At 74.1% G+C, this 26,065-nt stretch carries 29 protein-coding genes and 1 tRNA gene; 4 read left to right on the forward strand and 26 right to left on the reverse strand.

Going from position 1 to position 26,065, the window contains the following annotated elements; genetic code table 11:
• Window positions 1–9 precede the first annotated feature (9 nt).
• The 15 genes from ACN27B_RS25280 to ACN27B_RS25350 all read right to left on the reverse strand — a co-directional run bounded on the left by ACN27B_RS25280 (window position 10) and on the right by ACN27B_RS25350 (window position 11,732).
• Complete coding sequence (locus ACN27B_RS25280; RefSeq protein WP_099160937.1) at window positions 10–687, reverse strand: DivIVA domain-containing protein; 678 nt, start codon at window positions 685–687, stop codon at window positions 10–12.
• Window positions 684–1,844: a globin domain-containing protein gene (locus ACN27B_RS25285; RefSeq protein WP_099160936.1), complete on the reverse strand. Its 1,161-nt coding sequence runs from the start codon at window positions 1,842–1,844 to the stop codon at window positions 684–686. Before ACN27B_RS25285 ends, ACN27B_RS25280 begins: the two co-directional genes overlap by 4 nt.
• A gap of 2 nt (window positions 1,845–1,846) precedes the next feature.
• Entirely contained in the window at window positions 1,847–2,236 is a 390-nt protein-coding gene (locus tag ACN27B_RS25290; RefSeq protein WP_099160935.1) for a group I truncated hemoglobin, read from the reverse strand.
• A 431-nt stretch (window positions 2,237–2,667) separates the two neighbouring features.
• Complete coding sequence (locus tag ACN27B_RS25295) at window positions 2,668–3,237, reverse strand: MerR family transcriptional regulator (protein ID WP_099160934.1); 570 nt, start codon at window positions 3,235–3,237, stop codon at window positions 2,668–2,670.
• A gap of 210 nt (window positions 3,238–3,447) precedes the next feature.
• Window positions 3,448–3,912, reverse strand: a complete 465-nt coding sequence (locus ACN27B_RS25300) for a bifunctional nuclease family protein (RefSeq protein WP_091577612.1) — start codon at window positions 3,910–3,912, stop codon at window positions 3,448–3,450.
• Between the two features lie 214 nt (window positions 3,913–4,126).
• Entirely contained in the window at window positions 4,127–4,828 is a 702-nt protein-coding gene (locus ACN27B_RS25305; RefSeq protein WP_172967978.1) for a MerR family transcriptional regulator, read from the reverse strand.
• Window positions 4,829–4,878: 50 nt separating this feature from the next.
• Window positions 4,879–5,331 carry an oxoglutarate dehydrogenase inhibitor Odhl gene (gene odhI / locus ACN27B_RS25310; protein ID WP_007071101.1) on the reverse strand — a complete coding sequence of 151 codons (453 nt, stop codon included), beginning with the start codon at window positions 5,329–5,331 and terminating at the stop codon, window positions 4,879–4,881.
• Window positions 5,332–5,548: 217 nt separating this feature from the next.
• A complete protein-coding gene (gene gcvH / locus ACN27B_RS25315) occupies window positions 5,549–5,929 on the reverse strand; it encodes a glycine cleavage system protein GcvH (RefSeq protein WP_091574402.1) in 381 nt (126 codons plus the stop codon).
• Between the two features lie 54 nt (window positions 5,930–5,983).
• Window positions 5,984–6,961, reverse strand: a complete 978-nt coding sequence (locus tag ACN27B_RS25320; RefSeq protein ID WP_099164577.1) for a DUF881 domain-containing protein — start codon at window positions 6,959–6,961, stop codon at window positions 5,984–5,986.
• A 10-nt stretch (window positions 6,962–6,971) separates the two neighbouring features.
• Entirely contained in the window at window positions 6,972–7,304 is a 333-nt protein-coding gene (locus ACN27B_RS25325) for a small basic family protein (protein ID WP_007071104.1), read from the reverse strand.
• A complete protein-coding gene (locus ACN27B_RS25330; RefSeq protein ID WP_091574401.1) occupies window positions 7,301–8,248 on the reverse strand; it encodes a DUF881 domain-containing protein in 948 nt (315 codons plus the stop codon). Before ACN27B_RS25330 ends, ACN27B_RS25325 begins: the two co-directional genes overlap by 4 nt.
• On the reverse strand, window positions 8,245–8,880 hold the full coding sequence (locus ACN27B_RS25335) for a CDP-alcohol phosphatidyltransferase family protein (RefSeq protein ID WP_099160932.1): 636 nt from the start codon (window positions 8,878–8,880) through the stop codon (window positions 8,245–8,247). Before ACN27B_RS25335 ends, ACN27B_RS25330 begins: the two co-directional genes overlap by 4 nt.
• Window positions 8,881–9,195: 315 nt before the next feature.
• A complete protein-coding gene (locus tag ACN27B_RS25340) occupies window positions 9,196–9,669 on the reverse strand; it encodes a MarR family transcriptional regulator (RefSeq protein ID WP_099160931.1) in 474 nt (157 codons plus the stop codon).
• Between the two features lie 48 nt (window positions 9,670–9,717).
• Window positions 9,718–10,905, reverse strand: a complete 1,188-nt coding sequence (locus ACN27B_RS25345) for a PP2C family protein-serine/threonine phosphatase (RefSeq protein ID WP_422746068.1) — start codon at window positions 10,903–10,905, stop codon at window positions 9,718–9,720.
• 80 nt (window positions 10,906–10,985) lie between these two features.
• The gene (locus tag ACN27B_RS25350; protein WP_099160930.1) at window positions 10,986–11,732 is read right to left on the reverse strand and encodes an SAM-dependent methyltransferase; all 747 of its coding nucleotides are present in this window, start codon (window positions 11,730–11,732) and stop codon (window positions 10,986–10,988) included.
• Window positions 11,733–11,859: 127 nt separating this feature from the next.
• Between ACN27B_RS25350 and ACN27B_RS25355 the strand changes: the two genes are divergently transcribed.
• The 3 genes from ACN27B_RS25355 to ACN27B_RS25365 all read left to right on the forward strand — a co-directional run bounded on the left by ACN27B_RS25355 (window position 11,860) and on the right by ACN27B_RS25365 (window position 13,499).
• Window positions 11,860–12,741 carry a universal stress protein gene (locus ACN27B_RS25355; protein ID WP_099160929.1) on the forward strand — a complete coding sequence of 294 codons (882 nt, stop codon included), beginning with the start codon at window positions 11,860–11,862 and terminating at the stop codon, window positions 12,739–12,741.
• Between the two features lie 78 nt (window positions 12,742–12,819).
• Window positions 12,820–13,029 (forward strand): phosphatidylethanolamine-binding protein, encoded by a 210-nt coding sequence (locus ACN27B_RS25360; protein ID WP_091574395.1) that lies wholly within the window; start codon window positions 12,820–12,822, stop codon window positions 13,027–13,029.
• Window positions 13,026–13,499, forward strand: a complete 474-nt coding sequence (locus ACN27B_RS25365) for a hypothetical protein (protein ID WP_091574394.1) — start codon at window positions 13,026–13,028, stop codon at window positions 13,497–13,499. The genes ACN27B_RS25360 and ACN27B_RS25365 overlap by 4 nt, the downstream gene beginning before the upstream one ends.
• Here ACN27B_RS25365 and ACN27B_RS25370 read toward each other — a convergent pair.
• On the reverse strand, window positions 13,496–13,702 hold the full coding sequence (locus tag ACN27B_RS25370; protein WP_091574393.1) for a hypothetical protein: 207 nt from the start codon (window positions 13,700–13,702) through the stop codon (window positions 13,496–13,498). The genes ACN27B_RS25365 and ACN27B_RS25370 overlap by 4 nt on opposite strands.
• 126 nt (window positions 13,703–13,828) lie before the next feature.
• On the opposite strand from ACN27B_RS25370, the gene ACN27B_RS25375 reads away from it, so the two are divergent.
• Window positions 13,829–14,485, forward strand: coding sequence for a hypothetical protein (locus ACN27B_RS25375; RefSeq protein WP_422741718.1), 657 nt, complete (start codon window positions 13,829–13,831; stop codon window positions 14,483–14,485).
• A 9-nt stretch (window positions 14,486–14,494) separates the two neighbouring features.
• Here ACN27B_RS25375 and ACN27B_RS25380 read toward each other — a convergent pair whose 3' ends face one another.
• The 10 genes from ACN27B_RS25380 to fdh form a co-directional block, all read right to left on the reverse strand.
• The gene (locus ACN27B_RS25380) at window positions 14,495–14,680 is read right to left on the reverse strand and encodes a hypothetical protein (RefSeq protein WP_091574391.1); all 186 of its coding nucleotides are present in this window, start codon (window positions 14,678–14,680) and stop codon (window positions 14,495–14,497) included.
• 65 nt (window positions 14,681–14,745) lie between these two features.
• Window positions 14,746–16,023, reverse strand: a complete 1,278-nt coding sequence (locus ACN27B_RS25385; protein WP_099160928.1) for a hemolysin family protein — start codon at window positions 16,021–16,023, stop codon at window positions 14,746–14,748.
• A complete protein-coding gene (locus ACN27B_RS25390; RefSeq protein ID WP_099160927.1) occupies window positions 16,023–16,220 on the reverse strand; it encodes a hypothetical protein in 198 nt (65 codons plus the stop codon). Before ACN27B_RS25390 ends, ACN27B_RS25385 begins: the two co-directional genes overlap by 1 nt.
• Before the next feature lie 45 nt (window positions 16,221–16,265).
• Window positions 16,266–17,024 carry a hypothetical protein gene (locus ACN27B_RS25395; RefSeq protein ID WP_099160926.1) on the reverse strand — a complete coding sequence of 253 codons (759 nt, stop codon included), beginning with the start codon at window positions 17,022–17,024 and terminating at the stop codon, window positions 16,266–16,268.
• 30 nt (window positions 17,025–17,054) lie between these two features.
• Window positions 17,055–18,818 carry a selenocysteine-specific translation elongation factor gene (gene selB / locus ACN27B_RS25400; RefSeq protein WP_099160925.1) on the reverse strand — a complete coding sequence of 588 codons (1,764 nt, stop codon included), beginning with the start codon at window positions 18,816–18,818 and terminating at the stop codon, window positions 17,055–17,057.
• 4 nt (window positions 18,819–18,822) lie between these two features.
• Window positions 18,823–20,115: an L-seryl-tRNA(Sec) selenium transferase gene (gene selA / locus ACN27B_RS25405; RefSeq protein ID WP_422741719.1), complete on the reverse strand. Its 1,293-nt coding sequence runs from the start codon at window positions 20,113–20,115 to the stop codon at window positions 18,823–18,825.
• A 20-nt stretch (window positions 20,116–20,135) separates the two neighbouring features.
• Window positions 20,136–20,231, reverse strand: a tRNA-Sec gene (locus ACN27B_RS25410).
• A gap of 45 nt (window positions 20,232–20,276) precedes the next feature.
• Window positions 20,277–21,494 (reverse strand): NrfD/PsrC family molybdoenzyme membrane anchor subunit, encoded by a 1,218-nt coding sequence (nrfD, locus tag ACN27B_RS25415; protein ID WP_422741720.1) that lies wholly within the window; start codon window positions 21,492–21,494, stop codon window positions 20,277–20,279.
• Window positions 21,491–22,534, reverse strand: coding sequence for a 4Fe-4S dicluster domain-containing protein (locus ACN27B_RS25420; protein ID WP_357630253.1), 1,044 nt, complete (start codon window positions 22,532–22,534; stop codon window positions 21,491–21,493). Before ACN27B_RS25420 ends, nrfD begins: the two co-directional genes overlap by 4 nt.
• Complete coding sequence (fdh, locus tag ACN27B_RS25425; RefSeq protein WP_422741721.1) at window positions 22,527–25,853, reverse strand: formate dehydrogenase; 3,327 nt, start codon at window positions 25,851–25,853, stop codon at window positions 22,527–22,529. The genes ACN27B_RS25420 and fdh overlap by 8 nt, the downstream gene beginning before the upstream one ends.
• Window positions 25,854–26,065 lie beyond the last annotated feature (212 nt).

The following is a 26,065-nucleotide window of genomic DNA, read 5'->3' on the forward strand; positions in this document are numbered from 1 at the left end:
GCTGAGGGCCTACCGCTGGTGACGCGGCAACGCCGGCTGCGCCGCGACGCCGCCCACCGGCGCCTCACGGGCGATCCGCTCCATCGTGCGCGCCAACTGCTCGCTGCCCTCGTCCAGGTGCCGGGCCGCCGCCTGCATGTGCGACATCATCATCTCGCCGAAGATCCGCAACGCCTCCCGCGCGGCCACCGAGTCGTCGAAGCTCCCGCCGGCGCTGCTGCGGTACTCCGCCACCACCCGCTCGGCCTCCTGCTTCGCCTCCTCCGCCGCCGCCCGCATGTAACTCTCGTACTGCGTCCGGGCGTACTCGGCAACCCGGCGGGCGTAGTCGTGGGCCTGCGCGATGATCTGCTCGGCCTCCCGCTGCGCCGCCGACAGCAGGTTGACCTCCTTCGCCGCCGGCATCGCCGGCTTGTCGGCGCTCGGGATCACCCCGTGCCGGTGCAGCTCCAGATGGTCGTTGAGCCGCTCGTTCTCCGCCCGCAGGTTCGCCACCTGCGCGGCCAGCAGATCCAACTCGTCGGCCACCTGCATCCGGAACCGGTCCACGTCGGCCTGCTCGTAGCCGCGGCGGGTGAACGCCGCCGACCCGAACTCCCACCGCCGCACCCGGTCGGGGGTCAGCCGCACCTGCACCGGCCCGGACACCTGCTGCGCGTCGTACCGGCTGATCGGAGTCGCACTCATTGGATACCTCCGTCAGGGGTCGTCACGGTCCGCCACGCCGGCCCGTACCAGTGCTTGCCGAAACCCTCGTGGTGCACCTGACCCGGCTGGTAGCCGGCACCGGTCAACGCCGCCACCGAATGGCTCACCATCTCGTCGGAGCCGCACACGTACACGTGCCGCGACCGCCAGTCCCCGTCGGCCAGCACCCGGTCGGCGAGCCGCACCGGCTCCCCCGGCCGCGCCGGATCCGACCCGGCCACGTACGACACCCGCAGCCACGGATGCGTCGCCGCCAACTTGTCGATCGCCTCGCTGTCGTAGAACTCGGTCCGCGAGCGGGCCCCCACGTACAGGTCCACCCGCCGCCCCGAACCCTCCGCCGCGACCTGCTCCACCAACGCCTTCACCGGCGCCCAGCCGGTGCCACCGGCCAGCAGCAACAGATCCGACGACCCGGCCGGCCACAACGTCAACCGGTCCCCCACCGGCGACGCCAGGTGGACCTGGTCACCGGTCGCGCACCCGTACACCAGCCGCGACGACACCGCGCCACCCGGCGCGGCCCGCACGTGCAACTCCACCGTCCCGTCCGGGCGCGGCGCGTTCGCCGGCGAGTAGTACCGCCACGACCGCACCGCCGGATGGGACACCCCGATCGACTGCCCCGGGGTGAACGGCAGCAGGTACTGCGGTCGCACCGTCAGCACCGCCACGTCGAACGTGCGCCGCTCGTGGGTCAGCACCTCGGCCACCCACCACGGCGGGGAGTGCGCCTCCGCCGCCTGCGCGGCCTCCGTCATCACCTGCGCCACCAGCCCGTACGCGGCCGCCCAGTCCGCGGCCAGCTCGTCGGTCCACGCCTCCGCGCAGAAGTGCCGCAACGTCTCCAGCAGCGCCGCACCGACCGCCGGGTAGTGCTCGGCGCGCACCGCGTACTTGCGGTGGTCCGCGCCGAGCTGCTGCAGGAACCCGACCAGCCGGTCCACCTGGTCCACGTGGGACACGATGTGCCCCAACGCCGACACCAGACGGTCGCGCTGCCCGGCCATGTTCGTGCCGAACATCTGCCGGGTCTCCGGATGCGCCAGGAACAGCGTCGAATAGAAGTAGAGCGGCACCTGGTCGCCGTGCGCGGCGACCAGGGCCCAGCTCTGCTTGAGCCGTGCCGCGTCCACGCTCAGGCGTTCCCCGCCGACACGACCTGCTCCCGCACCTGACCGAGCACCACCTGCACGTCGGCGATCACATCCGCCGGCACACCCAACTCCACCAACGTGGCGGTCAGGTGCTGCCCGACCTTCGCGTAGTGCTCCCCCGGGATGCGCAACGGCTGGTGCGCCTCGGCCAACCCCCGACCCGTGTACTCGTTCGGGCCGCCCAGCACGACCGCCAGCATCAGCGCCAGGTGCCGCCGCTGGTCGGCCATGTTCACGTCGGTGAAGTAGCCGGCGAGATCCGGGTCGGCGAGCACCTTGTCGTAGAACAGCTCCACCGCGGCCTTCACCGCCGCCGCGCCGCCGATGCGCTCGTAGTGGGAGATCGGGGTGGTCTCGTTCGTCACCGTCATGCTCGGTCCTTCCGAAGGGGTCCGCGGCAGCGCCGCGGCAGGGGCATCGCCAGCCGGCGCGGCGTCACACAGCGTTCCGCGATGACGTCGACACGCCGACGACCGTGAGGGACCATAGCGCGCCCGCCGCGACACTTCACGCCTGGCCTATCGGGTTCCCGACAACTGTCAACTACGGACAGTCAACACGTCCACCCAAGACGGTGAACACACCGCGAGCAGGCCGACACGCAAGGTCAACACGGCACGCCCACGGTCCCTTTCGGACATTGCCCCCGGACCGGCCGCGACCTGCACACATCCGCGACGGCCCGGCCCCGCCGGCAACGACGACCCCTACCTCGCCGCCGCCCACACACCCCGTCACCGAACGAGAAATCGCGCCGGGCCGCAAGGCCACGACGCGATCCCGTGCACGAGACGCCGACGGATCACCCGGCGCGACGCCGCGCCCGCCGCGCCGCCAACTCGTCCCCCACCGAATCCGCCTCCGGCTCCACCACCGCGGCGTCGTCCTGCTCCGGGACGCCCACCGGCTCCGCCGGCAGGTGCGACAACGAACCCTGGATCTCCTTGAACGCGCCACCGATCGCGATCCCGAACACACCCTGGCCGCCCTGCAACAGGTCGACCACCTCCTCCGGCGACCGGCACTCGTACACCGTCGTCCCGTCGGAGATCAACGTGATGCCCGCCAGATCGTCCACGCCACGCGACCGCAACGCCTCGATCGCCTTACGGATGTTCTGCAACGACACCCCGGCGTCCAGCAGCCGCTTCACGACCTTCAACACCACCAGGTCGCGGAACGAATACAACCGGGACGTCCCCGAACCCGACGCGTCCCGCACACTCGGCACCACCAGCGCCGTGCGGGCCCAGTAGTCCAACTGCCGGTAACTGATGCCCACCGCCGAACACGCGGTCACACCCCGGTAACCCACCTCGCCGTCACCGGCCTGCTGTTCCGCACTCGGACCAGGATCCCGCGGCTCGTGCATCCGGACCAACCTCCCCGCGCCCGTGCGGTGCCACGTCGACTCCCCGTACGCGCACCCCTCGACACGGCAACCCTAACGCCGGCCCCGCCCCCACACCGGCAGGAGACACCCGACACGCCGCGCCACCGGCCCACGACAGCACACACGGCGGCCAGTCGCCACCCACCGTGACCACCACCGCCGCGCACCCCGGCCACCCGGCCGGCACACTCAACCCGCGAAATCCTCCGGCCGCACCTGGTCCAGGAACTCGCGGAACTTCTCCACCTCGTCCTCCTGCTCGTCGGGGATCACGATCCCCGCCTCGCTGAGGACCTGCTCCGCACAACGAATCGGAGCCCCCACCCGCAACGCCAACGCGATGGAGTCACTCGGCCGCGCCGACACCCGCACCCCGTCACCGAGCAGCAGATCCGCGTAGAAGACGTTCTCCTTCAACTCGGTGATCTCCACCGCCCGCAACGGCGCCTGCAACGCCGCCAACACGTCCCGCAGCAGATCGTGCGTCAACGGCCGCGCCGGCTTGACCCCCTGCTGCTCGTAGGCGATGGCCGTCGCCTCGACCGCACCGATCCAGATCGGCAGATAACGGTCCCCCTCGACCTCCCGCAGCAGGACGATCGGCTGGTTGCTGGGCAACTCCACCCGAACTCCGACCACGCTCAGCTCGCGCACCGCCGCCTCCGTGTCGTCGTCACCTTCGCACCGCGCCCTTCCCTGCACGGTACACGGACCAGGACACGGGAGTCCCACGCGCTACGTGCACCACGCCTCGACGGACGGGCTTACCCCGGCAAGCCTACGACACGCTTCCCGCACCAGATCTTTCCGCGCCCACCCACGACGAAGGGCCGGGCACCCCACGGCACCCGGCCCCCCACCACCGACCTCACCGGCCCAACGTCGACCGCAGCCCCACCCGCACCAACGCCGCGTGCAACTGCTGCGACAACGCCGTCAACTCCCGCGCCGTCTCCGCCGCCCGGGCCCGAGCCGCCGGATCACTCTGCCGCACCAACGGCGCCACCAACTGCGCGAACAGACCGACCTCCCGATCCGCCGCCGACCGGTACGCCCGCAGGTGCCGCGGCTCCAACCCGTACGCCGCCAACCCCGCCACCGCACTCGCGATGATCAACGCGTCCGCGTCGTACCACCCCGGCGGATCCGACACCAGCACACCGAGCCGCTCCAACTCGACCAACGTCGACTCGTCGATCCCACTGCGGGAGATCAGCTCCGCCCGACCCAGCCGCACCTCCGACGACCCGACCGGCTGCACCGACTCCCGACCCGGAACCTCACCACCCGGACCGACCGCCACCAGATTCGGCCGCGACCGCCCCACCGGCGCATCCGAGACGTCCCACTCCGCCAACTGCTCCCGGATCACCCGCAACGGCAGATACTGATCCCGCTGCGCCGTCAACACGAACCGCAGCCGAGCCACGTCGTCCCAGCCGTACTTCCGATAACCCGCCGGCGTGCGCTGCGGCTCCACCAGGCCCTCGGCCTCCAGGAACCGCAACTTCGAGATCGTGACGTCCGGAAACTCCGCCCGCAACTGCGCCAGCACCTCGCCGATACTCATCAGCGCTGGCGCCCGCGCCGCCCCGGACGGCGTCGAAGCCGCAGGCTCGTTCACCCCCGGCCGGCCTCCTCCTCCGGGCGCGGACCGGCGATGAACACCACCCGGAACTTGCCGATCTGCACCTCGTCACCGTTGCTCAACGTCGCGGCCTCGACCCGCTCCCGGTTCACGTAGGTGCCGTTCAGGCTCCCCACGTCCCGCACCGTGAACGTCCCACCGTCGCGGTGGAACTCCGCGTGCCGCCGCGACACCGTCACGTCGTCGAGGAAGATGTCACTGTCCGGGTGCCGCCCACTCGTCGTCACGTCGTGGTCCAACAGGAACCGGGCACCCGCGTTCGGGCCCCGGCGAACCACCAGCAACGCCATACCCGGCGGCAACGAGCCGGACATGCGGCTCGGCACCACATCGGTGTCCGGGCCCTCCAGCACTTCGTCGAGCGAACCGAGATTGAGCGTCGAAGTGACGTCGAGCGGGGGGAACTCGTCGTCTGGGCGCGTCATGGGACCACCTCACGGATCTGTTCGGTCGGCGTCGGGGAATGGCGGGTCTGGCCGCCGGGCAAACCCACACCCGGCGGCTGGCTCCCCGTGCCCGGGAAGGCGCACTCCGCAACGCTCAAACTATTGGTTCTCGGTCGACTGGGCGAGCCTAGCCAGCGCCGAAATGCAGGGCAACCGGACGCGCGGAACCAAGCCCACCGCCCGGAACGACACGAACTCAGCTCTCGGTGAGCTCGCGGTACGCGTCAGCGGTCAACAGACCCTCGACCGCCGCCGGATCATCCGGAGTGATCTCCACCAACCACCCCGCACCGTACGGATCCGTGTTGATCACCTCAGGGGTGTCGGCCAACGCCTCGTTGCGCGCCGCCACCGTACCGCTCAACGGCGCGTAGATCTCCGACACGCTCTTCGTCGACTCGATCTCGCCCAGCGACTCACCCGCCGCCACCACCGCCCCGGCGTCCGGCAGCTGCACGAACACGATGTCACCCAGGGCGTCCTGCGCGAAGTGCGTGATACCGACGCGGACGACACCACCGTCACCACCGACCACCCACTCGTGCTCGGCGGTGTACCGCAGATCCTCAGGAATCACCAACTGCGTCCTTCGTCATCGGTGCACCGGAGAAACCGGCGCGGCCGCGGCCGGTCAGGAAACCGGCCGGGCGTGGTCCAGCTTGATCGGCGCGTGCAGCTGCGAAACCTCCACAACCTCACGATCCTCGGACGTCACGTTACCGCCGGCGTCCCGCACCGATGAGACCACCCCGCCCGGAATGTTCAAGGCCGTACGCATCGTCGCCGGATCACCGATCACCAGGATCGTGTACGGAGCACTCAACCGCCGCCCGTCCACCACCAGGCCACCACCCGAGCCGTCCACGAAATACGTCGACGCGATGATCCGCACCGCGGTGCCGTCCGCACCCTGGATCTGCATCGCCTCCGCGCCCGCACCCCGCAACTCCTGCACCGCGTCCAGGATCCGCGTCGACGACGTCGCCTTCTCCGGCCCGCGGAACTCCACCTCCAGGCCCGGCCCCACCGCCGGCAGCGTCCCCGCCAGGATGCCCAGCTCGTCCGCCCGCCGCGTCGCCTCCTCCAACGCCGCCTGCCGACCCTGCTCACCCGAACGCAACTGCCGCTGGCTGTCCTCCAACGCCTCGATGTCCTGCCGCAGACGCCGCTCCCGCGAATCCAGATCCGACGAGATCCGGACCAGGTCCTCCTCCCGCGTCGCCGCGAGCGTCGGATCCGTCGACGTCGTCTTCAGCTGCACCACCAACGTGAAACCCAACAACGCCAGCAACACCGCGATCATCGCGCCCGCCGACGTCAACCGCCGCGACACCGAAACCCGCTCCGGGCCCGGCTCCCCCGGCTCCACCTCCGGCTCAGGCTCCGGCTCGGGCCGGGGCGACACGACCGCGCCCGGCTCCTCAGCCGGCGCCGGCACGTCCTCCCGCTCCACCGGCGCCGCCGGCTCAGCCTCCGGCGCCAACGGGCTCAACTCGTCCGGATCCGGCGCGTCCGGACGCGGATCCGGCTCACCCGCCGGACCCGACGGCCGCCCCGGCCCCGCCGGCTGCGGCCACCCCGTACCCGTCTCCCTGTGCTCCTCGCTCATCGCCACCAACCTACGCCCGGAACAGGTGCCGGCGGATCGCCGCGACGTTTCCGAAGATGCGCACGCCCAACACGACCACCACACCCGTGGACAACTGACCACCCACGCCCAACTGGTCACCCAGGTACACGATCAGACCAGCCACCAGCACGTTCGAGATGAACGACACCACGAACTGCTTGTCGTCGAAGATCCGGTCCAGCTTCGCCCGCACCCCACCGAACACCGCGTCCAACGCGGCCACCACCGCAATCGGCAGATACGGCTGCAACGCCGCCGGCACCGTGGGGTCCAGATACACCCCGAGCACCACACCGGCGAGCAACGCCAGCACCGCGATCATCGGCCACCTCCGGAAGGGCTGGGAGAACCCGAGCCGGACGGCCCGGGACTGGACGAACCGGCGACACCGGAACCCGACGGACGAGGGCTCGGACTCGCCGGAGGCTCGGCGTAGCGTAGCTGTGGCTCAGGAGCCGCCGGCAGGGTGAGGTCGTCGACCTCCTTCACCGCGAACGACAACCCCGCCGTCCGCGCCAGGTACCGCATCAACTCCGCCGCCCGGCTGTCGTCGAAGCGGTCCCGCATCGACCCCGGCCCGATCGCCTGCACCTCGTACGGACTCGTCACCGGCCGGTAGTCCACCAGGATCGCCTCGCCCGCCTGCCGGATCGTCGTCGTCGCCGTCAACCGCTGCCCGTTGACCGCCACCGCCTCCGCGCCCGCCGCCCACAACGCGTTCGCCACCTTCTGCAGATCCGAGTACAACACCTGCGACGGACCCGCCTCCTCGCCCGTCACCGCGTCCTTGTCCCGCGGCGCGTCCGTCAACCGCACGACCACACCGTCCCCGCGCACCCGTCCCACGCCCGTACCGGCCTCCAGGTTGCGCAACCGGGACGCCTGCGACCCGCTCAACGCCGCGTCCCGCTGCCGGCCGACCTCCTCGCGCAACCGCTCCGCCCGCTCGGTCAACCGGTCGGTCTCCGCCTCCCGCTGCTTGATCTCGGCGATCAGCCCGGCCCGCGCCGTCGCCCGGCTCGGCTCCTCGGCCATCGTCTCCCGGTACGCCACCGCGAACAGGAACCCGATCACCAGCAGGACCACCAGGCTCACCGGACGACCCAGCACCGCACGCACCCGCGACACCGGACCCACCGCCCGCCGCGCCGCCGCGTCCCCGTAACCCGGATCGAGCGGATTGCGGAACAGCTCGGTCAGGAAGTCCGGCGCGTACACCCGGGCGGACGGGTCGCGCTCGCCGTCACGCGGCGACGGCGCCGTCACGCCGCCGCTCCCGTACGCCGCGCCCGCATCCCCCGGACCAGCCGGCGAGCCTGCACCACGTACATCGCGCCGGCCACCCAGTAGAGGACCAGGCCCCACCACGCCAGCCCCCAGCCGATCGCGCCGGCCGCCGTGGCCACACTCGGCGCCGCGTCCGCCAACAGCAGGAGCGGGAACGCCGCCAGCAGCAGGAACGTGGCGGTCTTGCCGACGTAGTGCACCGGCGGCGGGCCGTAGCCGTAGCGGCGCAGCACCCCCAGGGAGCCGAGCAGCAGCAGCTCGCGGGCCAGCAGCGCCGCGGTGAACTGCCAGGGCACCACCTCGCGGGCGGTGAACGCGAGCAGCGTGGCCAGGATGTAGAGCCGGTCGGCCAACGGGTCCAGCAGCTCGCCCAACCGGCTCACCTGGCGCAGTCGGCGCGCGATCCAGCCGTCGACCCAGTCGCTGGTGCCGCCCACGGCCAGCACCACGATGGCGACCACGTCGGCCCGGACCACCAGGAACAGGTACAGGAACAGCGGCACACCCAGGAGCCGGACGAAGCTGATCAGGTTGGGCAACGTGAGGACGCGGTCCCCCGCGACCGTCGCCGCATCCTCCGGGTGCTCCGCTGGAGCCGGCCGACGCGACACCGAACCCTCCCTCCGCAGCACGGTCCGGCAGCCGAACGTGCGGCCGCCGGAGGGACGTGCGCGTTGCCGGCCGGTCTGACGCCGGCGCCCTCTGCGATCCCGGGCTGGGACCTCCCCGATGCGGCCCACCATCGCTTCGATCATGGGCCGGCCAGTTGCGCTGCCACTATATCGGGCCGCCCGGTCCGCTTCGGCCGCCGCGCTGCGTCGCTGCTCAGCGTTGTCACGGTGGGCAGCGTCACAACCGCTAAGGCATCCTAGGACACTAGCTGGCAACCGGCGCGGGAGGTGGCACCTGCGGGACGCGGGAGGAGATCAGGCCGTGCGGGCGGTGGCGTCGGGCCCCGTCTGGGGCACCGTCGTCGTCGTGGCCGCCTGCCCGAACGCCAGGAGCGCCAGCAGCAGCTCGTGCTGCACCCGGTTGGGCATCCGGTCGAGCACCGCCTGGACGGCCCGGTGCCGCCGCTCCTGCAGCTCGCGCAGCAGGGTCTCGGCCGCCGCGGTGGGAACCAGCCGCACCTCGCGCCGGTCCCGCGGGTCGGCCACCCGGCGCAGCAGCCCGACCGCCTCGAGGCGGTCGCAGAGCCGGCTCGCCGACGAGGGCACCACGTCCAGCAGCTCGGCCAGCCGGTTCACGTTGGTGCCGGGGTGCGACACGATCAGCGACAGCACCCGCAGCTGGGTGGGCGAGACGCTGACGTTGTGGCGCGAGGTGGCGGAGTCGAGCACACCGATGAGCGCCTCGGCAGCCGCCTCGACGGCTGCGGCAAGATTCGGAGGTCGCTCCACCCGTTGTCCCCTGGGATCGTCCCGCTCGTGTTCGCTCCGCCGCTCCGCTCACTGCCCGGCGCTGTCGCCCGACCGGTCGGAACCGTGCCAGTCCAGGCAGACGACGACCGCGTCGTCGCGAAGATCCGCGTCGGCATGGTACGCGTGCAGTTCGCGCATCACCGTACCAACTGCCTCGGTCGCCGGCTGCAACCGAGTGGACCGCATCGACCGCGCCATCGCCCGCACACCGTACGGCTCCTGATCACCCGGCTCGGCCGCGTACACGCCGTCGCTGACCACGAACAGCCGGTCCCCCGGCTCCAGCGGGAACTCCTGCACGTCGTAGCGGGTCTCGGCGAACATGCCCAGCGGCAGCTGCTGGTCCAGGGTGACGCGGGTGACCCGGCCGCCGCGCAGCCGCAGCACGTGCGGGGAGCCGGCGTCCACCGCCCGCACCACACCCCGGCGGTCGTCCAGCTCGAGCAGCAGCGTGGCCACGTGCCGGTTGCCCCGGTGCTGGTAGAAGATGGTGTCCGAGGCCAGCTCCGCCTGCTCGACCAGGCTGCCCCCGGACCGGCGCGCGTTGCGCATGGCGTTCACGGTCATCGCGGTCAGCATCGACGCGGCCAGTCCGCTGCCGGTGCCGTTGAGCACCGTGACGGTGAGCCGGTCGCCGTCGACCGACCAGTCGAAGTGGTCCCCGCCGACGGTGTAGGCCGGCTCGAGCTGCCCGGCGAGCAGCACGTCGCCGTGCCGGACGCTGCGCCCGGGCAGCAGGTCCCACTGCATCTCCGCGGCCATGCTCAACCGTTCCCGGCGGCGGGCCCGGCGGTAGCGGTCGGTCTCCCGGTCGGCCGCGCGCATGGCCATCGCCACCTCGCCGGCGGCGTCGCGGGCCTCCTCGACGGTCGCCGCGTCCGGCGCGGCGGGCAGCTCCACCATCAGCACACCGAGTCGTTCCCCCCACACCGACAGCGGCAGGTAGGCCCGGCAGCGGCCGTCGTCGACGATGTCGAGCACGGGCTGCTGGCTGCTGAAACACCGCTGTGCCACGCCGTCGGAGCGGAGTCGGACGCCGTCGGGCCGGTCCGGTTCCCGCACCGGCCAGAGGCCGCTGGCGCGGTAGTCGGCGACGAACACCTCCGTCCGCGTGGCGCCGAGCGTCTGGCGGAGCACCGCGTCCGCGGTCTCCGCCACCTGGTCGGGCGGCGCCGTGCGCAGGGCACGCGACACCGATCCGGACGCCTCCGGCATGCTCATCCTCCGATGACGACTATTGCTACAAGGCAAACATCATACGGAGGGCCACCGACAACGCCCCGCCCCCACCTGGCTCAGTCGGCCGACCGCGAGGCCAGCGCGCCGTAGAACGCGTCGGGCACCGGCTCCGGCTCCCCCACCGGCCGCCACCGGGCCACCGGCACGATGCCGTCGGCGCTCGGTCGCCACCGGCCCAGCAGCGGCGCGAACTCCTCCGGCGCCCGCATCCGGAACTCCGGCCCCATCATCGCCAGCGCCTCCGGGTGCCCGGCCAGCTCCTCGCTGTCGAAGTCGATCGCCAGCCAACTGCCCGGCGCGGCCGCCGCGTACAGCTCGTCGAGCGTACGGGCCAGCGTGTCGTCGTCCAGGAACGCGACCAGCCCGAGGAAGACCACCCCCACCGGCCGCCTCCCCCACCCCGGTACGAACCGGTGCAGCTGGGCCGGGTCGACCGTGCCGATGTCGGCGGCGTCACCGTACCCGTAACCGGCGCGGTCGCTGCCGGCCAGCAGGCGCTGACCGAGCCGGACCGTCTCCGGGTCCACGTCGGTGTAGAGGACCGTGGCGTCCGGCGCGACCTCGTGCACGTTGCCGCAGGTCGGCACGCCGGCGCCGAAGACCAGGAAGCCGTCCACCCCGTCGGCGGCGACAGCCCGCACGGCGCGGCCGAGGAAGTCCCGCAACGACCGGAAGATCGCCGCACAGGGCCCGTACGCCGCCTCGAAGGCCGCGGCGGCGGCCACGTCCACCGGACGGTGGTGCCGGCCGCCGAGCCAGTGGTCGATCATGCGGGCGGTGCTCGGTCGCTCCGGCTGGGCCATCGACGAGGCTCCCTCCCCTGGGCGCTGGTGGCCAGCGTACCGACCGGTCGGCTCCGGCGGTATCGCTCCGGCGGGTCCCGCCGGCCGCGATACTGGCCGGGACGGCCGGCGACGAGGAGGTACCGCTGTGAACTCCGCGAACGGCGCGGCCGTGGTGGTCGGGGTGGACGGCTCGGAACCGGCCTCCCGGGCGGTGCGCCTGGCGGCCCGCGAGGCGGCCCGCCGCAACCGTCCGCTGCGGGTGGTGCACGGATTCATCTGGCCGCTGCTGCGCGTACCGGTGTCGGCGCCCGCGCAGAGCCCACCCGGCGCCGGCCTGCGCAACCAGGCCGAACAGCTGGTCGCCGAGGCGGTGCGGGAGGCCGAGGCGGAGTGCCCGGGGCTGCGGATCACCGGCGAGATCATCGACGGGGAGGCCGCCGCCGTGCTGCTCGGCGAGTCCCCCACCGCGGCCATGGTGGTGCTCGGCGACCGCGGACTCGGCGGTTTCGCCGCGCTGGTGGTCGGCTCGGTCGCCGTGCAGGTCGCCTCGTACGCCGACTGCCCGGTGCTGATCGCGCGCGGGACGGCACACGACGGCGGTCCGGTGGTGGTCGGGGTGGACGGCTCGGAGCTGTCCCGACCGGCCGTCGAGTTCGCCGCGGAGACCGCCTCGTCGCGGGGCGCGCGGCTGCACGCGGTGCACGCGTACACCCATCCGAGGTCGCAGGGCCCCGGGGACATGCAACCGCTGGTGTACGACGAGGGTCAGCTGCACGGCGAGGAGGACCGGGTGCTGGCCGAGTCGCTCGCCGGCGTCGAGGAGCGCTGGCCGGACGTGCCGGTGACCCGGGAGGCGGTCCACGCCCGCCCGGTCGCGGCGCTCACCACCGCCTCCCGCGACGCCCAACTGCTCGTGCTGGGCCGGCAGGGACGCGGCGAGCTGAGCGGGCTGCTGCTGGGGTCGGTCAGCCAGGCCATGCTGCACCGCTCCGCCTGCCCGGTCGCGGTGGTCCGCGCGCCCGACTGAGCGCCGCGGGCGCAACGGTTGGCCCCGCCCCGGGCGGGTAGACGGTGCCGACAGCCACAGCGACCGCAGGAGGCGACCATGCCAGGACCACGGCCGGGCAGCAACGCGTACGACAAGCAGCGGGCACGGCTGCGCGACCTCGTCGAACAGTCCGGACGCGCCGCCGACAAGGAGGCGAACCAGGTGGCCAACCGGATCCTGCAGGACGACCGGGGTCAACGCGGTGTCGTGCGGGGCGAACGCACCTACGGGCCCAAGGGCGAACGCGAGCCGGGCGACCCGAAGTGAGGGCGGCACCCCTGGTCGACGGCGCCATCGCGGGCGCCGTCGGCAGTGCCGTGCTCAACCTGGTCAGTTACCTGGACATGGCGACGCGGGCCCGCCCGGCCAGCACCACCCCGGAGACCACCGCCGGGAAGCTGGCCGACGTGGCGCACGTCGACCTCGGGCCGGCCGAGGAGGCGGCGAACCGTCGGGCCGGCCTGGGGCCGGTCCTCGGCTATGTCACCGGCATCGCCGCCGGCGCGGTGTTCGGCGCGTTCGCGGCCCGGCGTCGGGTGCCCCTGCCCCTGGCCGTGGTGCTGCTCGGCGGCGGCGTGATGGCCACCTCCGACGGCTCGATGACGTTGCTCGGGGTGACCGACCCGCGCACCTGGCGGCGGATCGACTGGGCCTCCGACCTGGTGCCCCACCTGGCGTACGGACTGACGGCCGCAGCCACCTGGCGGAGGCTGCGGCCGTCGTCGCGGCGCGGTTAGCGGTCGCTCTCGTCCTCGGCCACCGGCTCACCGGCCGGGCCGTACGGCGAGACCTGCCCCTTGGGCACCGGCCGGCCCACGTCCGCGTTGGACGTGCCCTTGTGACGCGGGTGTCCGGCCGCTCCCACAACACCCTTGCGGCTGTCCTGGCTGGTGGCGCCGAGGTCGTTCCGGCGCAGTTCCTCCTGCTGCGGCTTGACCACGGGTCTCTCCTTCCCGGTGGGGCGCACGGCGTGGACCGCGCACCTGACCCGGGTACCCGCCGCCGACCGGCGCATTCCGGCGCCGCCTGAGGGTCTGGGCCGTGCCCGGGCGGGTAACCGGAACGAATGGCGGACGATCGGAACGTGGCGCGGGCCCTGCTGGACCGGCAGTCCCGCACGTACGCGGAGGAGGCCGGGATCACGCTCGCCGACCGGCCCGGTCCGCTCTACCAGCTGCTGGTGCTCACCACGCTGTTGAGCACCCGGATCCGGGCGAGCGTGGCGGTGGCGGCGGCCCGGGAGCTGTTCGCCGCCGGCTGGCGCACCCCGCAGGCCATGGAGGCGGCGACCTGGCAGGACCGGGTCGACGCGCTGGGCCGGGGCCACTACCGGCGCTACGACGAGCGGACCGCCACCATGCTCGGCACCGGCGCCCGGCTCTGCCTGGACCGGTGGCACGGCGACCTGCGCCGGCTGCACCGGGAGGCCGGGGCGGACCGGGCCGCGCTGCGCCGCCTGCTCGTCGAGTTCCCCGGCATCGGCCCGACCGGGGCGGACATCTTCCTGCGCGAGGCGCAGGCGGTCTGGCCCGACGTGCGCCCGTACGCCGACCGGCGCACGCTGGCCGGCGCGCGGCGACTGGGCCTGCCGGCGAACCCGGGCAGCCTGGTCGGGCTGGTGGGTGAGGCCGACTTCGGCCGGCTGGCGTCGGCGCTGGTGCGGGTGGCGCTCGGCGAGGAGTCGGCGGGCGAGGTGAGCCGCACCGCCGCGGCGGCCCGCTGAGCCGGCGGGCTACTTGGCCGGGCCGGGCTTGGTGAGGTTCCAGGCCAGCAACGAGGCGAGCAGGGCGAGCAGCACCACGCCGCCGGAGACGCCGCTGCCCTCCCCGCCGCTCTCCCGGTGGCCGGTGGCCCCGAAGTAGATCACCGCCAGCCCGGCGAGCACGGTGACGAACGTCCGCAGTCCTCGGTCCTTCACGTCCCGGACGGTACGGCCGGCGGCCGCCGCGCGGGCACGGTTCGGGCGGGTGTCCCCCGTCCGGGTCAGTCGGGCGGGCAGCCGACGGCGGAACCGCGTAGCCGGACCCGGTGGATCGCCCGGCCGGCCACCTCGACCACCTCGACGGTGAGACCGGGCAGGCGGACCCGCTCCCCCGGCCCGTCGGGCAACCGGCCCAGGCCGGCCAGCACCAACCCGGCCACGGTGGTGTACTCGCGGGTCAGCGGGAAGGTCAGCCGCACCCCGGCGTCGGGCAGGTCGTGCAGCGGGAAGTCGCCGGGCAGCACCAACGCGCCGTCGGGCTCCCGCACGGCCCGACGGACGTCCCGGTCGGTCTCGTCGTACAGCTCGCCGACCACCTCCTCGAGCAGGTCCTCCATGGTGACCAGACCGTCGACGCCGCCGTACTCGTCGATCACCAGGGCCATCTGCTCGTGGCGCTGGCGCAGCTGCCGCATGGCGTCGGCGACCGGCAGCGTGCCGGGCAGCAGCACCGGCGGGCGGACGCACCCGTCGACGGCGGTCGCCCCGGCGTCCACCAGGTCGCGGATGTGCACCACGCCCCGCACGTCGTCGAGCCCGCCCGGGCCGGTGACCGGCGCCCGGGACCGGCCGGCGGCGGCCAGCCGGCGCATCGCCGCACCGGCCGGCAGGTCGGCCGGCAGCGTCATCACGTCCCGGCGGGCGACCAGCACCTCCCGCAACGTGCGACCGGCGATGTCGAACGCGCCGGCGAGGATCTCCCGCTGCTGCGCGGAGAGTCCGCGCTGGCTGACCAGCAGCTCCCGCAGCTCCTCCTCGGTCACCTCCTGCCGGCTCGCCCGCGGATCCCCGCCGGCGACCCGGACCAGCAGGTCGGTGGCGCGGCCGAGCAGCCACACCGCCGGCCGGGACAACCGGGCCAGCAGGTCCAGCGGGCCGGCGCTGAGCAGCGCCCACCGCTCCGCCGACTGCATCGCCAGCCGCTTCGGCGCCAACTCCCCCACCACCAGCGTGAGGAACGTCAACAGCACGGTCACGAGCAGCACCGCGACCGGGCGGGCGGCCCGGCCCAGGAAGCCCAGCGGACCGACGAGCGGCTCGGCCAGCGACACCGCCGCGGCGGCCGAGGCGAGGAACCCGGCCAGTGTGATGCCGAGCTGGATGGTGGCCAGGTAGCGGTTCGGCTCCCGGACCAGCCGGCTCAACCGGGCCCCGGAGCGCCCCGCGCGGCCCAGCCGGCGCAGCTGTCCCTCGCGCAACGTCACCAGCGCCATCTCGCTGCCGGACAGGGCGGCGTTGACCAGCACCAGGACCAGCACCAGCGCGACCTGCCCGGCCATCAGTCCGTCTCCAGGTCGTCGAGGGAGATGGCATGGGTCATCAGCCAGCGGGCCAGCGCGGCCATCCCGAACAGCCACAGCGGCGCCGACTCGGTGGTGCCGTTCGTGGCGAAGACGGCGAACCGCAGGTCCGGCGCCCGGTACGCCTCGATCCGCCACCGGTGGTTCTTGTCCCGCCAGACCGCGGAAGGGTCCATGGCGTCACGGTAGGTGACCGGGGCGGGCCGTCGGTGCGGGTTGGCTCAGCCGCCCGGCACGACGTACCCGCCGAGCAGGAGGCCGAGCACCGCCACCGCCAGCGACACCACGATCCCGCCGACGATCAGCCCACCGAACCCGCGCCAGCCGGAGCCACGCGTGCCGGTGAGTGGCGCCTCCGCCCGCCACCGCTCGCGCCAGGCCCAGGCCAGCACGCCGAGCGCGTACGGCAGCAGCCCGATCCAGAACCAGTACCAGCGCGTACCGGCCACCGGCGGTGGGCCGGCGACCAGCATGAGCAGCCAGCCGACGCCGATGGTCAACGCCAGCAGCCCCGCCGCGTCCGCGAGCGTGTCGGCCAGGCTGTCTTCACTCCGGGCGACGGCGGCGCGCGCCCGGGGGTCGGCGAGCGGGTCGGCCTCCTGGCCCGGGCCGGGTTCGGTCACCGGGCCGGGGTCGGCGGCGTCCTCGACGGGTCCGCCCCGCGGGACCGGCGCGGGCACGTACGCGTACCGGAACTGCCCGTCGGGTCGGGCCCAGACGACCGTCGACCCGCTCTGCGCGAACCGGGGCTCGGGTGGGCGGCCCCAGGGACCGCTGTCGTCCCAGCCGTCGGCCCGGGCGAGCGTCACCACCCGGCCCGCCGCCAGGTCGCGCTCCAGGTCGACCGCGTCGACCGAGCGCGGCGCGGTCCACCAGGCCAGCGCCGCCCAGACCAGCCAGCAGCCCAGCACGGCCAGCGGCAGCACGCGGTGGCGCAGCCGGGCACCGTCGGCCGGGCGGGGACGAGGGGCGTCGATCATGCCGTCACCCTGTCACCCGGACGCCACCGGTCAACCCGGCGGGCGGACCACCTGACGCGCGTCGTCGGGCAGTCGGCGGGTCGCCCCGCGCCGGTCCAGCAGCTCCAGCAGCGGCACCGCCACCCGACGGGTGGTGTCCAGCGCCTGCCGGGCGGCACTGAGCGTGAACGGCTGCGGCAGGCCGGCGAGGACCCGCACCGCGTCGTCCGGGGCGCCGGGCAGCAGCACGACGTTCTCGGCGAGCCGGAGCAACGCGCCCGCCCGCACGGCCGCGCCGATCTCCCGGGGACCCAGGCCGAGGTCGGCCAACCGGTGCGCCTCGGGCGCCTGGAACGGGCGGTCGCCGTACTCGGCGCGGACCCGGGCGACGGCCCGGGCGACCGGTTCCGGCAGCGTGTCGGCGGGCGCGGCGGTGACCAGGCCGTCGCGGAGCCGCAGCGGTGGGCGCAGCAGCGCCGTCACCAGCGTCCGGTCGGGCAGGCCGAGGCGGTGGCGCAGCACGTCGACCGGTACGCCCGCCGCCAGCGGGTGCTCCTCGGCGTGCCGGGTGACCTCCTCGGCGAGCCGCCGGCCGAGGTCGCGCCAGTGGTCGGGGTCGGCCAGCCAGTCCCCGGCCACCGGGACCGCGTTCGGCGGCACGCCCATCCGGGTCAGCTGCCCGGCCCGGACCAGCCGCCGCCGGCGCAGTTCCCCGGCCGGGTCGGGTCGCCCGTCCAGCCCGGCCAGCACGGCCGCCCGGGCGACCGCCGCGCCCCGGCGGCGCAGCGGCGGCGGGTCCACGTCCAGCACGGTCACCCCGCCGGCCACGTGGTGCCGGCCCGGGTCGCGCAGCAGGGCGCGGTCGCCGATCAGCAGGGGCAGCGGCCGGGACAGGCGCAGCCGTACGGTGTCCGGACCGAGCGGCCGGACCCGGGCGGGCACCGCCGCCGAGCCGACGTGCAGGGTGAGCGTCGCCGGCAGGTCGGCGGCCGGATCCCCGGCCAGGCGCACGTCGAGCAGGTCGGTGCGGCCGAACCGGCCGGGGCTGAGCAGGGCGTCGCCGCGACCCACCCGCTCGCGGGGCAGGCCGCGCAGGTTGACCGCCACCCGGGCCACCGCGTCGACGTGCGGCCGGGCGGCGCCCAGCGAGTGCAGGCCGCGTACCCGCACCGGCTCGCCGGTGCCGGCCAGTTCGAGTTCGTCGCCGACCCGCAGCCGGCCGCCGCCGAGGGTGCCGGTGACCACCGTGCCGCTGCCGCGCACCGTGAACGACCGGTCCACCCAGAGCCGGACCGGGGCGTCGCGGGCCGGCTCGGGCAGCCGGGCGACCAGGCGGTCGAGCGCGGCCCGCAGCTCGGGCAGGCCGGCGCCGGTCACCGCGGACGCCGCCACCGCCTCCACCTCGCCCAGCGAGGTCGCGGCGACCTCCGCGCCGGCGCGGGCCAGGGCCGGACCCGGGTCGGCCAGGTCGGCGCGGGTCACCACCAACAGCCCGTACGCGACCCCGAGCGCGTCCAGCGCGGCCAGGTGTTCGGCCGACTGCGGCATCCAGCCCTCGTCGGCGCCTACGACGATCATCGCGGCCGGGACCGGGCCGACACCGGCCAGCATGTTCGGCACGAACCGCTCGTGCCCGGGCACGTCGACGAACGCCAGGGTGCCGCCGGAGGGCAGCGTGGTCCAGGCGAAGCCGAGGTCGATGGTCATGCCCCGGCGGCGTTCCTCCGCCCACCGGTCCGGTTCCATCCCGGTCAACGCCCGGACCAGGGTGGACTTGCCGTGGTCGACGTGCCCGGCGGTGGCCACGACCCACACCCGCTCAGCCCTCCACGGACAGGATCGCCGCGCGGACGCGGTCGTCGTCGGCCTCCGGCACGGCGCGCAGGTCGAGCAGCAGCCGCCCGTGCAGCACCCGGCCGAGGACCGCCGGGTCGCCGGCGCGCAGCGGCGCCGCGTACCGCTCGGGCAGGCTCAGCGCCCACGAGTCGAGGTCGACGCCGGGCGCGCCGCCCCCGCCGACGACCGCGGCGACCGGCGTCACCTCGGCCTTGCAGCCGTCCTCGCCGAGCCGGTCGCGCAACCGCTCCACCCGGGCGCGCAGCCGGCCGGCATCGGCGTGCAGCGCCTCCCGGGTCGGAGTGGTCGGCGCGTGCAGCGTGGCGGCGAGCGCGGCGAGGGTGAGCTTGTCCACCCGCAGCGCCCGCGCGAGGGGATGCCGGCGCAGCCGCTCCACCAGGTCGGTCGCGCCGAGCAGCAGGCCGGCCTGCGGCCCGCCGAGCAGCTTGTCGCCGCTGGCGGTGACCAGGTGGGCGCCGGCGCGCAGCGTGGTGGCGGCGTCCGGCTCGTCGGGCAGCAGCGGGTCCGGGGCGAGCAGCCCCGAGCCGATGTCCGCGACCACCGGCACGCCGAGCGTGGCCAGGTCGGCCACCGGCACCGCCGAGGTGAAGCCGGTGACCACGAAGTTCGACGGGTGCACCTTGAGCACGAAGCCGGTGTCCGGGCCGACCGCGGCGGCGTAGTCGGCGCGGGTGGTGCGGTTGGTGGTGCCCACCTCGCGCAGCCGGGCACCGGTGCTGGCCAGCAGGTCGGGCAGGCGGAAGCCGTCGCCGATCTCGACCAGCTCGCCGCGGCTGACCACGATCTCCCGGCCGGCGGCGAGCGCGGTGGCGGCCAGCACCAGCGCGGCGGCGCCGTTGTTGACCACGTGCACGGCGGGCGCGTCGGGCACCGCGGCGGCGAGCGCGGCCAGCGCCTCCCGGCCGCGCCGGGCCCGCCGGCCGGTGCCGAGGTCGAGTTCCACGTCGGTGTGCCCGGCGGCGGCGACCAGCGCCCGCACGGCGGCCGGCGCGAGGGGAGCGCGGCCCAGGTTGGTGTGCAGCACGACGCCGGTGGCGTTGAGCACCGCGCGCGGCGTGCGGGCCGGCAGGGCGGCCAGCGCCGCGTCGCGTACCGCCTCGGGGGTGATCTCGCCCTGGCGGGCGCGGTGCTGGGCCGCCACGATCGCGGCCTTGACCCGGTCCCGGCCGAGCGTGCCGGCGGCGGCCGCCAGCGCCGGGTCGGCGAGCAGCGCGTCGGTGCGCGGCACCCGCCGCCGCGGGTCGACCTCACGCATCGGCGCTCCCCCGGACGGTGTGGCGGAGACGGACGGGAATCGAACCCGCCTGGCCCGGGTCCCGGACCACACCGGTTTTGAAGACCGGGAGGGGCACCAGCCGCCTGAACGCCTCCACGCAGCAGTCAACCACAGGGGCGGACCAACTGCCCGGCGAGGTGTCAGGCCCGCCGGTCGGCGCGTTCGCGTTGCGGCACGACCGTGTACTTCGGATCCCGGGCCGAGGCGACGCCGCCGTGGAAGATCCCGAAACGGGTGCAGACGGACGCGGCGAGCAGCGCGCCGCCGGAGATCGCGGACAGCAGCCGGCTGCGGCGGCCGACCAGCGCGCCGACCACCCCGGCCGCGGTCAGCGACCGGCCGGCCCGCAGCAACGCGCCCGGCGTGCCCTCGGTGTAGGGCTCGCTGAGCAGTCCGAGCCGGTTCTCCACCCGGTGCGAGCCCCACAGCTCCAGCGCCGCGCCGGCCACCGCGAGGCGCCGGGCCGGGCCGGCCTGCGCGCAGGGCGCGGCCAGCAGCCCCACGCCGGCGCCGCTGGCCAGCGCGCTGCCGGCGAAGATGGCCGGCAGTTCCGGGTACGCCTCGTGCCACGACGGCACCGCCGTGTCGGCCAGCAGCACCCCGGTGTACGTGGCCAGCGCCGGCGCGGTGACGGCGGCGACCAGCCCGGCGGCGTCGCCGACCGGGGGCAGCAGCCGGCGGCCCAGCCCGGGCACGCCGTGGCGCGGCAGCCGGGGTGCGGCCTCGGCGACCGCGGCCAGCCCGGCGGCCGGCCCGAACGCGGTGAGGATCCAGGTGCCCACCGACATCGGCGAGGTCAGCTTCGCCACCCGCAGCATGTGGTGGAACCGACTGGGGCGGCCCAGGTCGTTGACGAGGAAGTAGGCGCTGGCGCTCACCGCGGCGAGCGAGGTGACCCGGCCCGCGCGGCGCAGCGCCGGACGCCCGGTGAGCTGCCCGCCGGCGGCCAGCAGCGAGGACCCGGCGGCGAGCCCGCCGGTGAACAGGTACGCGGCGATGTCCCACCGCCACACCGGCGGCTTCAGGATCGGCCGGCCGTAGTAGGACGTGAACTTTGCCGGCGGGACGGTGAGCTGTTCGCCGCCGCCCTTGCCGCCACGGCGGCGACGGGTCGTCGGCGCGGCGTCGCGGGGCGGGTGCGGCGCCAGCCCGGCCTCGCGGGCGCCGGCGTCGGTGTGGCCCCCGCCCGGGCCGGTGCCGGTGGCCCGGCTGCCGTTGTCGCGGCCGCCCGGGCCCTGCTCCGCGGCGGCGTCACCCGGGTCGACGGCCCCGTCCCCTCCGGCTGCGCTGCCCGGCTCGGCGGCCAGCCGCTCCCGGAAGCGACGAAACAGGGCACCCACCGGGCGGTCCGGGCTCACGACGATCCTCCGACGAACGCGGCGACGGTCGCCGCCGCCATGGCCAGCGCGGCCAGCCCGGCCCGCTTCCACATCTTCGGCAGGTCCCGGGTGGTGACCACCGGGTCGGGCGGCAGCCCGTACACCTCGGGCTCGTCGAGCAGCAGGAAGAACGCGCCGTCGCCGCCCACCCCGTCGGTCGGGTCGTGACCGTAGAGGCGCGCCTCCGGGACCCCCCGCTCGTGCAGCGCGGCGACCCGGTCGGCGGCCCGCTCGCGCAGCTCGTCCAGCGGGCCGTACTGGATCGACTCGGTGGGGCACGCCTGCGCGCAGGCCGGGGTCATCCCGGCGCCGAGACGGTCGTAGCAGAGCGTGCACTTCCACGCCCGGCCGTCGTCCTTGCGCTGGTCGATGACGCCGTACGGGCAGGCGGGGATGCAGTAGCCGCAGCCGTTGCAGATGTCCTCCTGCACCACCACGGTGCCGAACTCGGTGCGGAACAGCGAGCCGGTCGGGCACACGTCCAGGCAGGCCGCGTGCGTGCAGTGCTTGCACACGTCGGACATCATCAGCCAGCGGAAGTCGGTGCGGCTCTCCGCGCCACTGCCCCGCCCGGGTGGCTGCGCGCCGGGCATGCCCAGGAACTCCGGGCCGGCCGCCATCCGCGCCGCCGCCTCGGGACGCCCCACCGGCAGACCCGGGTTGGTGCCGGTGTCGGGCGCGGTGGCGGCCCCGACCGACGCCGACGCCGGGCTGGTCGCCGGACCGGTCGGGTCGCCGGCGAACGGCGCGGTGCGGTGCCCCGCCGGCCGGGGCTGCTCGACGAACGCGACGTGCCGCCAGGAGTTCGCGGTCAGCGCGCCGGTGTTGTCGTACGACATGCCGAGCAGGTCGAAGCCCGAGTCCGGGACGCCGTTCCACTCCTTGCAGGCGACCTCGCACGCCTTGCAGCCGATGCAGACGCTGGTGTCGGTGAAGAACCCCATCCGGGGCGGCGCCTGCGTCCAGCCCGCGTCGGGGGCCGGGTCGAGCGGGCCGTACAGGCTGTTGGCGTCAGGCATCGTCTTCTCCGTCGCGCGCCGCGGCCTCGGGGGTCTGCTCGTCGGTGCTGCCGGCCGCGTTCTCCCCACCCAGCACGTCGGTGGTCACGATCGGCACCTTCCGGTCCGGGGTCATGCCGGCCCGCCGCTGGTAGTCGCCGACCAGGTCGAGCAGCGCCGGCCCGGTGGGACGCCGGCCCGGCCGGACGTCACAGGTGCCGATCTTGCTCTCCTGGATGAGCACGTTCGGGTCCAGGGTGATGCCGAACAGGTCGTTGGCCGAGTCGCCGGTGACCAGGCCCTCGCTGCCGAAGTGGTAGGGCAGCCAGACCTGGTGGATGATCCGGCCGTCCACCCGCAGCGGGGTGAGCCGGTCGGTGACCAGCACCCGCGCCTCGATCACCGCCCGCCCGCTGACCAGGTGCGCCCAGCCCAGGTGCGCCAGGCCGACCTCGGCGGCCAGTTCCGGGGACACCTCGACGAACATCTCCGGTTGCAGCTCGGCCAGGCGCGGCACGGTCCGGCTCATCCCGCCGGCGGTGTGGTGCTCGGTGAGCCGGCTGACCGTGAACACGTACGGGAAGACCCCACTGTGCGGCTCCGGCGGGCTCGGGTTGATCCGGTTCACCGGGTGCTCGTAGATCTTCCGGGTCGGGTTCGCCTGCTGCCCGTAGAGCGGGTTGCGCATCGGTGACTCGGCCGGCTCGTAGTGCGTCGGCAGCGGGCCGTCGAGCACGCCGCTCGGCGCGTACAGCCAGGCCTTGCCGTCGCCCTGCATGACGAACGGGTCGTCACCGGCGAGCGCCTCCGGCCCGGAGGCGTCGGCCGGTGGACGGTACGACGGCGGCTTCGTCTTCTCGAAGTCCGGCACGTCGTAGCCGGTCCACTCGCCCGCGTCCGGGTCCCACCAGACGTACTTCTTGCGTTCGCTCCACGGCCGGCCCTCCGGGTCGGCGGAGGCGCGGTTGTAGAGCGTGCGCCGGTTCGCCGGCCAGGCCCAGCCCCACTCGGCGGCCACCCAGTCCTGCTCGTGCCGGGACTTGCGGCGGGCCGCCTGGTTGACCCCGTCGGCGTAGACGCCGGAGTAGATCCAGCAACCGATGGCGGTGGAGCCGTCGGCCTTGGCCTCGCCGAACGCGTTCAGCGGACGGCCGGTGGCCACCTCGTAGCCGTTGATCTCCTTGAGCACCGCCTCGGCGCTGGGCTCGGCGTGCGGGCCCTGCGTCGGGTAGTCCCACGCCAGGTCCAGCAGCGCCCGGTCGCGCGGCTCGGTGGACTCGGCCAGCTTCTCCCGCAGCTTCCGGCCCAGGTGGTAGAAGAACCACAACTCGGAGCGGGCGTCGCCCGGCGGCTCGACCGCCTTCTCCCGCCACTGCAGCATCCGCTGCGTCTGGGTGAACGTGCCCTCCTTCTCCACGTGCGAGGCCGCCGGCAGGAAGAAGACCTCGGTGCGGCACTCCTGCGGCACGATCTCCCCGGTGGCGATCTCCGGGCTGTTCTTCCAGAACGTGGCGCTCTCGATCAGGAACAGGTCGCGCACGACCAGCCAGTCGAGGTTCGCCATGCCCAGCCGCTGGGCGCGGCCGTGCGCCGAGCCGACGGCCGGGTTCTGGCCGAGCAGGAAGTAGCCCTTGATGCCGCCGTCGATCATGTTGAGGACCTGCTGGTACGTCCCGTGGTCGCCGGTCATCCGGGGCAGGTAGCCGTAGCAGAAGTCGTTCTCCGGCGTCGCCGCGTCACCCCAGTAGGCCTTGAGCAGGCTCGCCGCGAACGCGCGCGAGTTGCCCCAGAAGCCCTTCTGCCCGGGGTGACGGATGCTGTCCACCCACTCGTCGAAGGTCGGGTGGTCGGCGTGGTGCGGCATCGGCAGGTAGCCGGGCAGCAGGTTGAACAGCGTCGGGATGTCGGTGGAGCCCTGGATGCTGGCGTGCCCGCGCAGCGCCAGGATGCCGCCGCCCGGCCGGCCCATGTTGCCCAGCAGCGTCTGGATGATCGACCCGGTCCGGATGTACTGCACCCCGACGCTGTGCTGCGTCCACCCGACGGAGTAGACCAGCGCGCCGGTGCGCTCCCGGCCGGAGTTCTCCGTCCAGGCGCGGGCCAGCTCCAGGAACTTCTCCTCCGGGATGCCGCAGACACGGGCCACCATGTCCGGGGTGTAGCGGGCGAAGTGCCGCTTGAGGATCTGGTAGACGCAGCGCGGATGCCGCAACGTCTCGTCCCGCTGGGTCTGCGCCGGCACCGGCTCGCCGTGCGACTCGTGCTCCAGCCCGGAGGCCGAGTCGCGCTCCTTGCCGGTGCCCCGGACCTTGGTGTTGCCCTCCTGGCCCTCGTACTGCCAGCTGGCGTGGTCGTACGAGCCGGTCTCCGGGTTGTAGCCGGAGAAGAGGCCGTCCAGGTCCTCGGTGTCGGCGAACTGCTCGCTGACGATGGTGGCCGCGTTGGTGTAGGCCAGCACGTACTCCCGGAAGTCCAGCTCGTTGTCCAGGATGTAGCGCACCACGCCGCCGAGCAGCGCGATGTCCGTGCCGGCCCGGATCGGCAGATACGTGTCGGCGAGCGCGCTGGTGCGGGTGAACCGCGGGTCGACGTGGAAGACCTTCGCGCCGCGCTTCTTCGCCTCCATCACCCACTGGAAGCCCACCGGGTGGGCCTCGGCCATGTTGGAGCCCTGGATGACGATGACGTCAGCGTTGGCGAGGTCCTGCTGGAAGTCCGTCGCGCCGCCGCGACCGAAGCTGGTCCCCAGACCGGGGACGGTGGCGGAGTGTCAAATGCGGGCCTGGTTCTCGATCTGGAGCGCCCCCATCGCCGTGAACAGCTTCTTGATGAGGTAGTTCTCCTCGTTGTCCAGCGTCGCGCCGCCGAGGCTGGAGATGCCGAGCGTCCGGTTGAGCGGTCGGCCCTCGTCGTCCACGTCCTCCCAGGTCTCCGCCCGGGCGGCGAGGATCCGGCCGGCGATCATGTCGAGCGCGACGTCGAGGTCCAGGTCCTCCCAGTCGGTCGCGTACGGCCGGCGGTAGCGGACCGTGGTCTGGCGCAGCGGGCTGGTCACCAGGCTCTTGCTGGCCGCGCCCTTCGGGCAGAGCCGGCCGCGGGAGATCGGGCTGTCCGGGTCGCCCTCGATCTGGGTGACCTGCCCGTCTTTGTGGAAGACCCGCTGGCCGCAGCCAACCGCGCAGTAGGGGCAGACCGAGCGGGCCATGCCGTCGGCGGTCTCGGTGCGGGCGGTCAGGTCGGCGGAGCGGGCCGACTGGGCGGCGGCGCCGCGACCGAGCGGGTCGGTGCCGGTGAGTTGCCGGTAGACCGGCCACCCCTGGATGAACGTCTTCAGACCCACCCGGGCACCCCCTCCCCGTCGAGAACGGCTCACCTCCTGCACATTAGGGCAGGCGGCCGACCCCCGCGAGTCGAGCCCGAAACAGCGCCGCCCCGACCTGTCGGTCGGGGCGGCGCTGGGCGTCGGTGTGCAGGTCGCCTCTCGGCGAGTGGCACGACGCGGCTCCAGCCGAACGGTATTCCGCGAAGGCAATTTAGGTGAGGCCCGGGGAC

Source organism: Micromonospora sp. WMMD754 (assembly GCF_049315235.1).
GTDB classification, from domain to species: domain Bacteria; phylum Actinomycetota; class Actinomycetes; order Mycobacteriales; family Micromonosporaceae; genus Micromonospora; species Micromonospora sediminicola.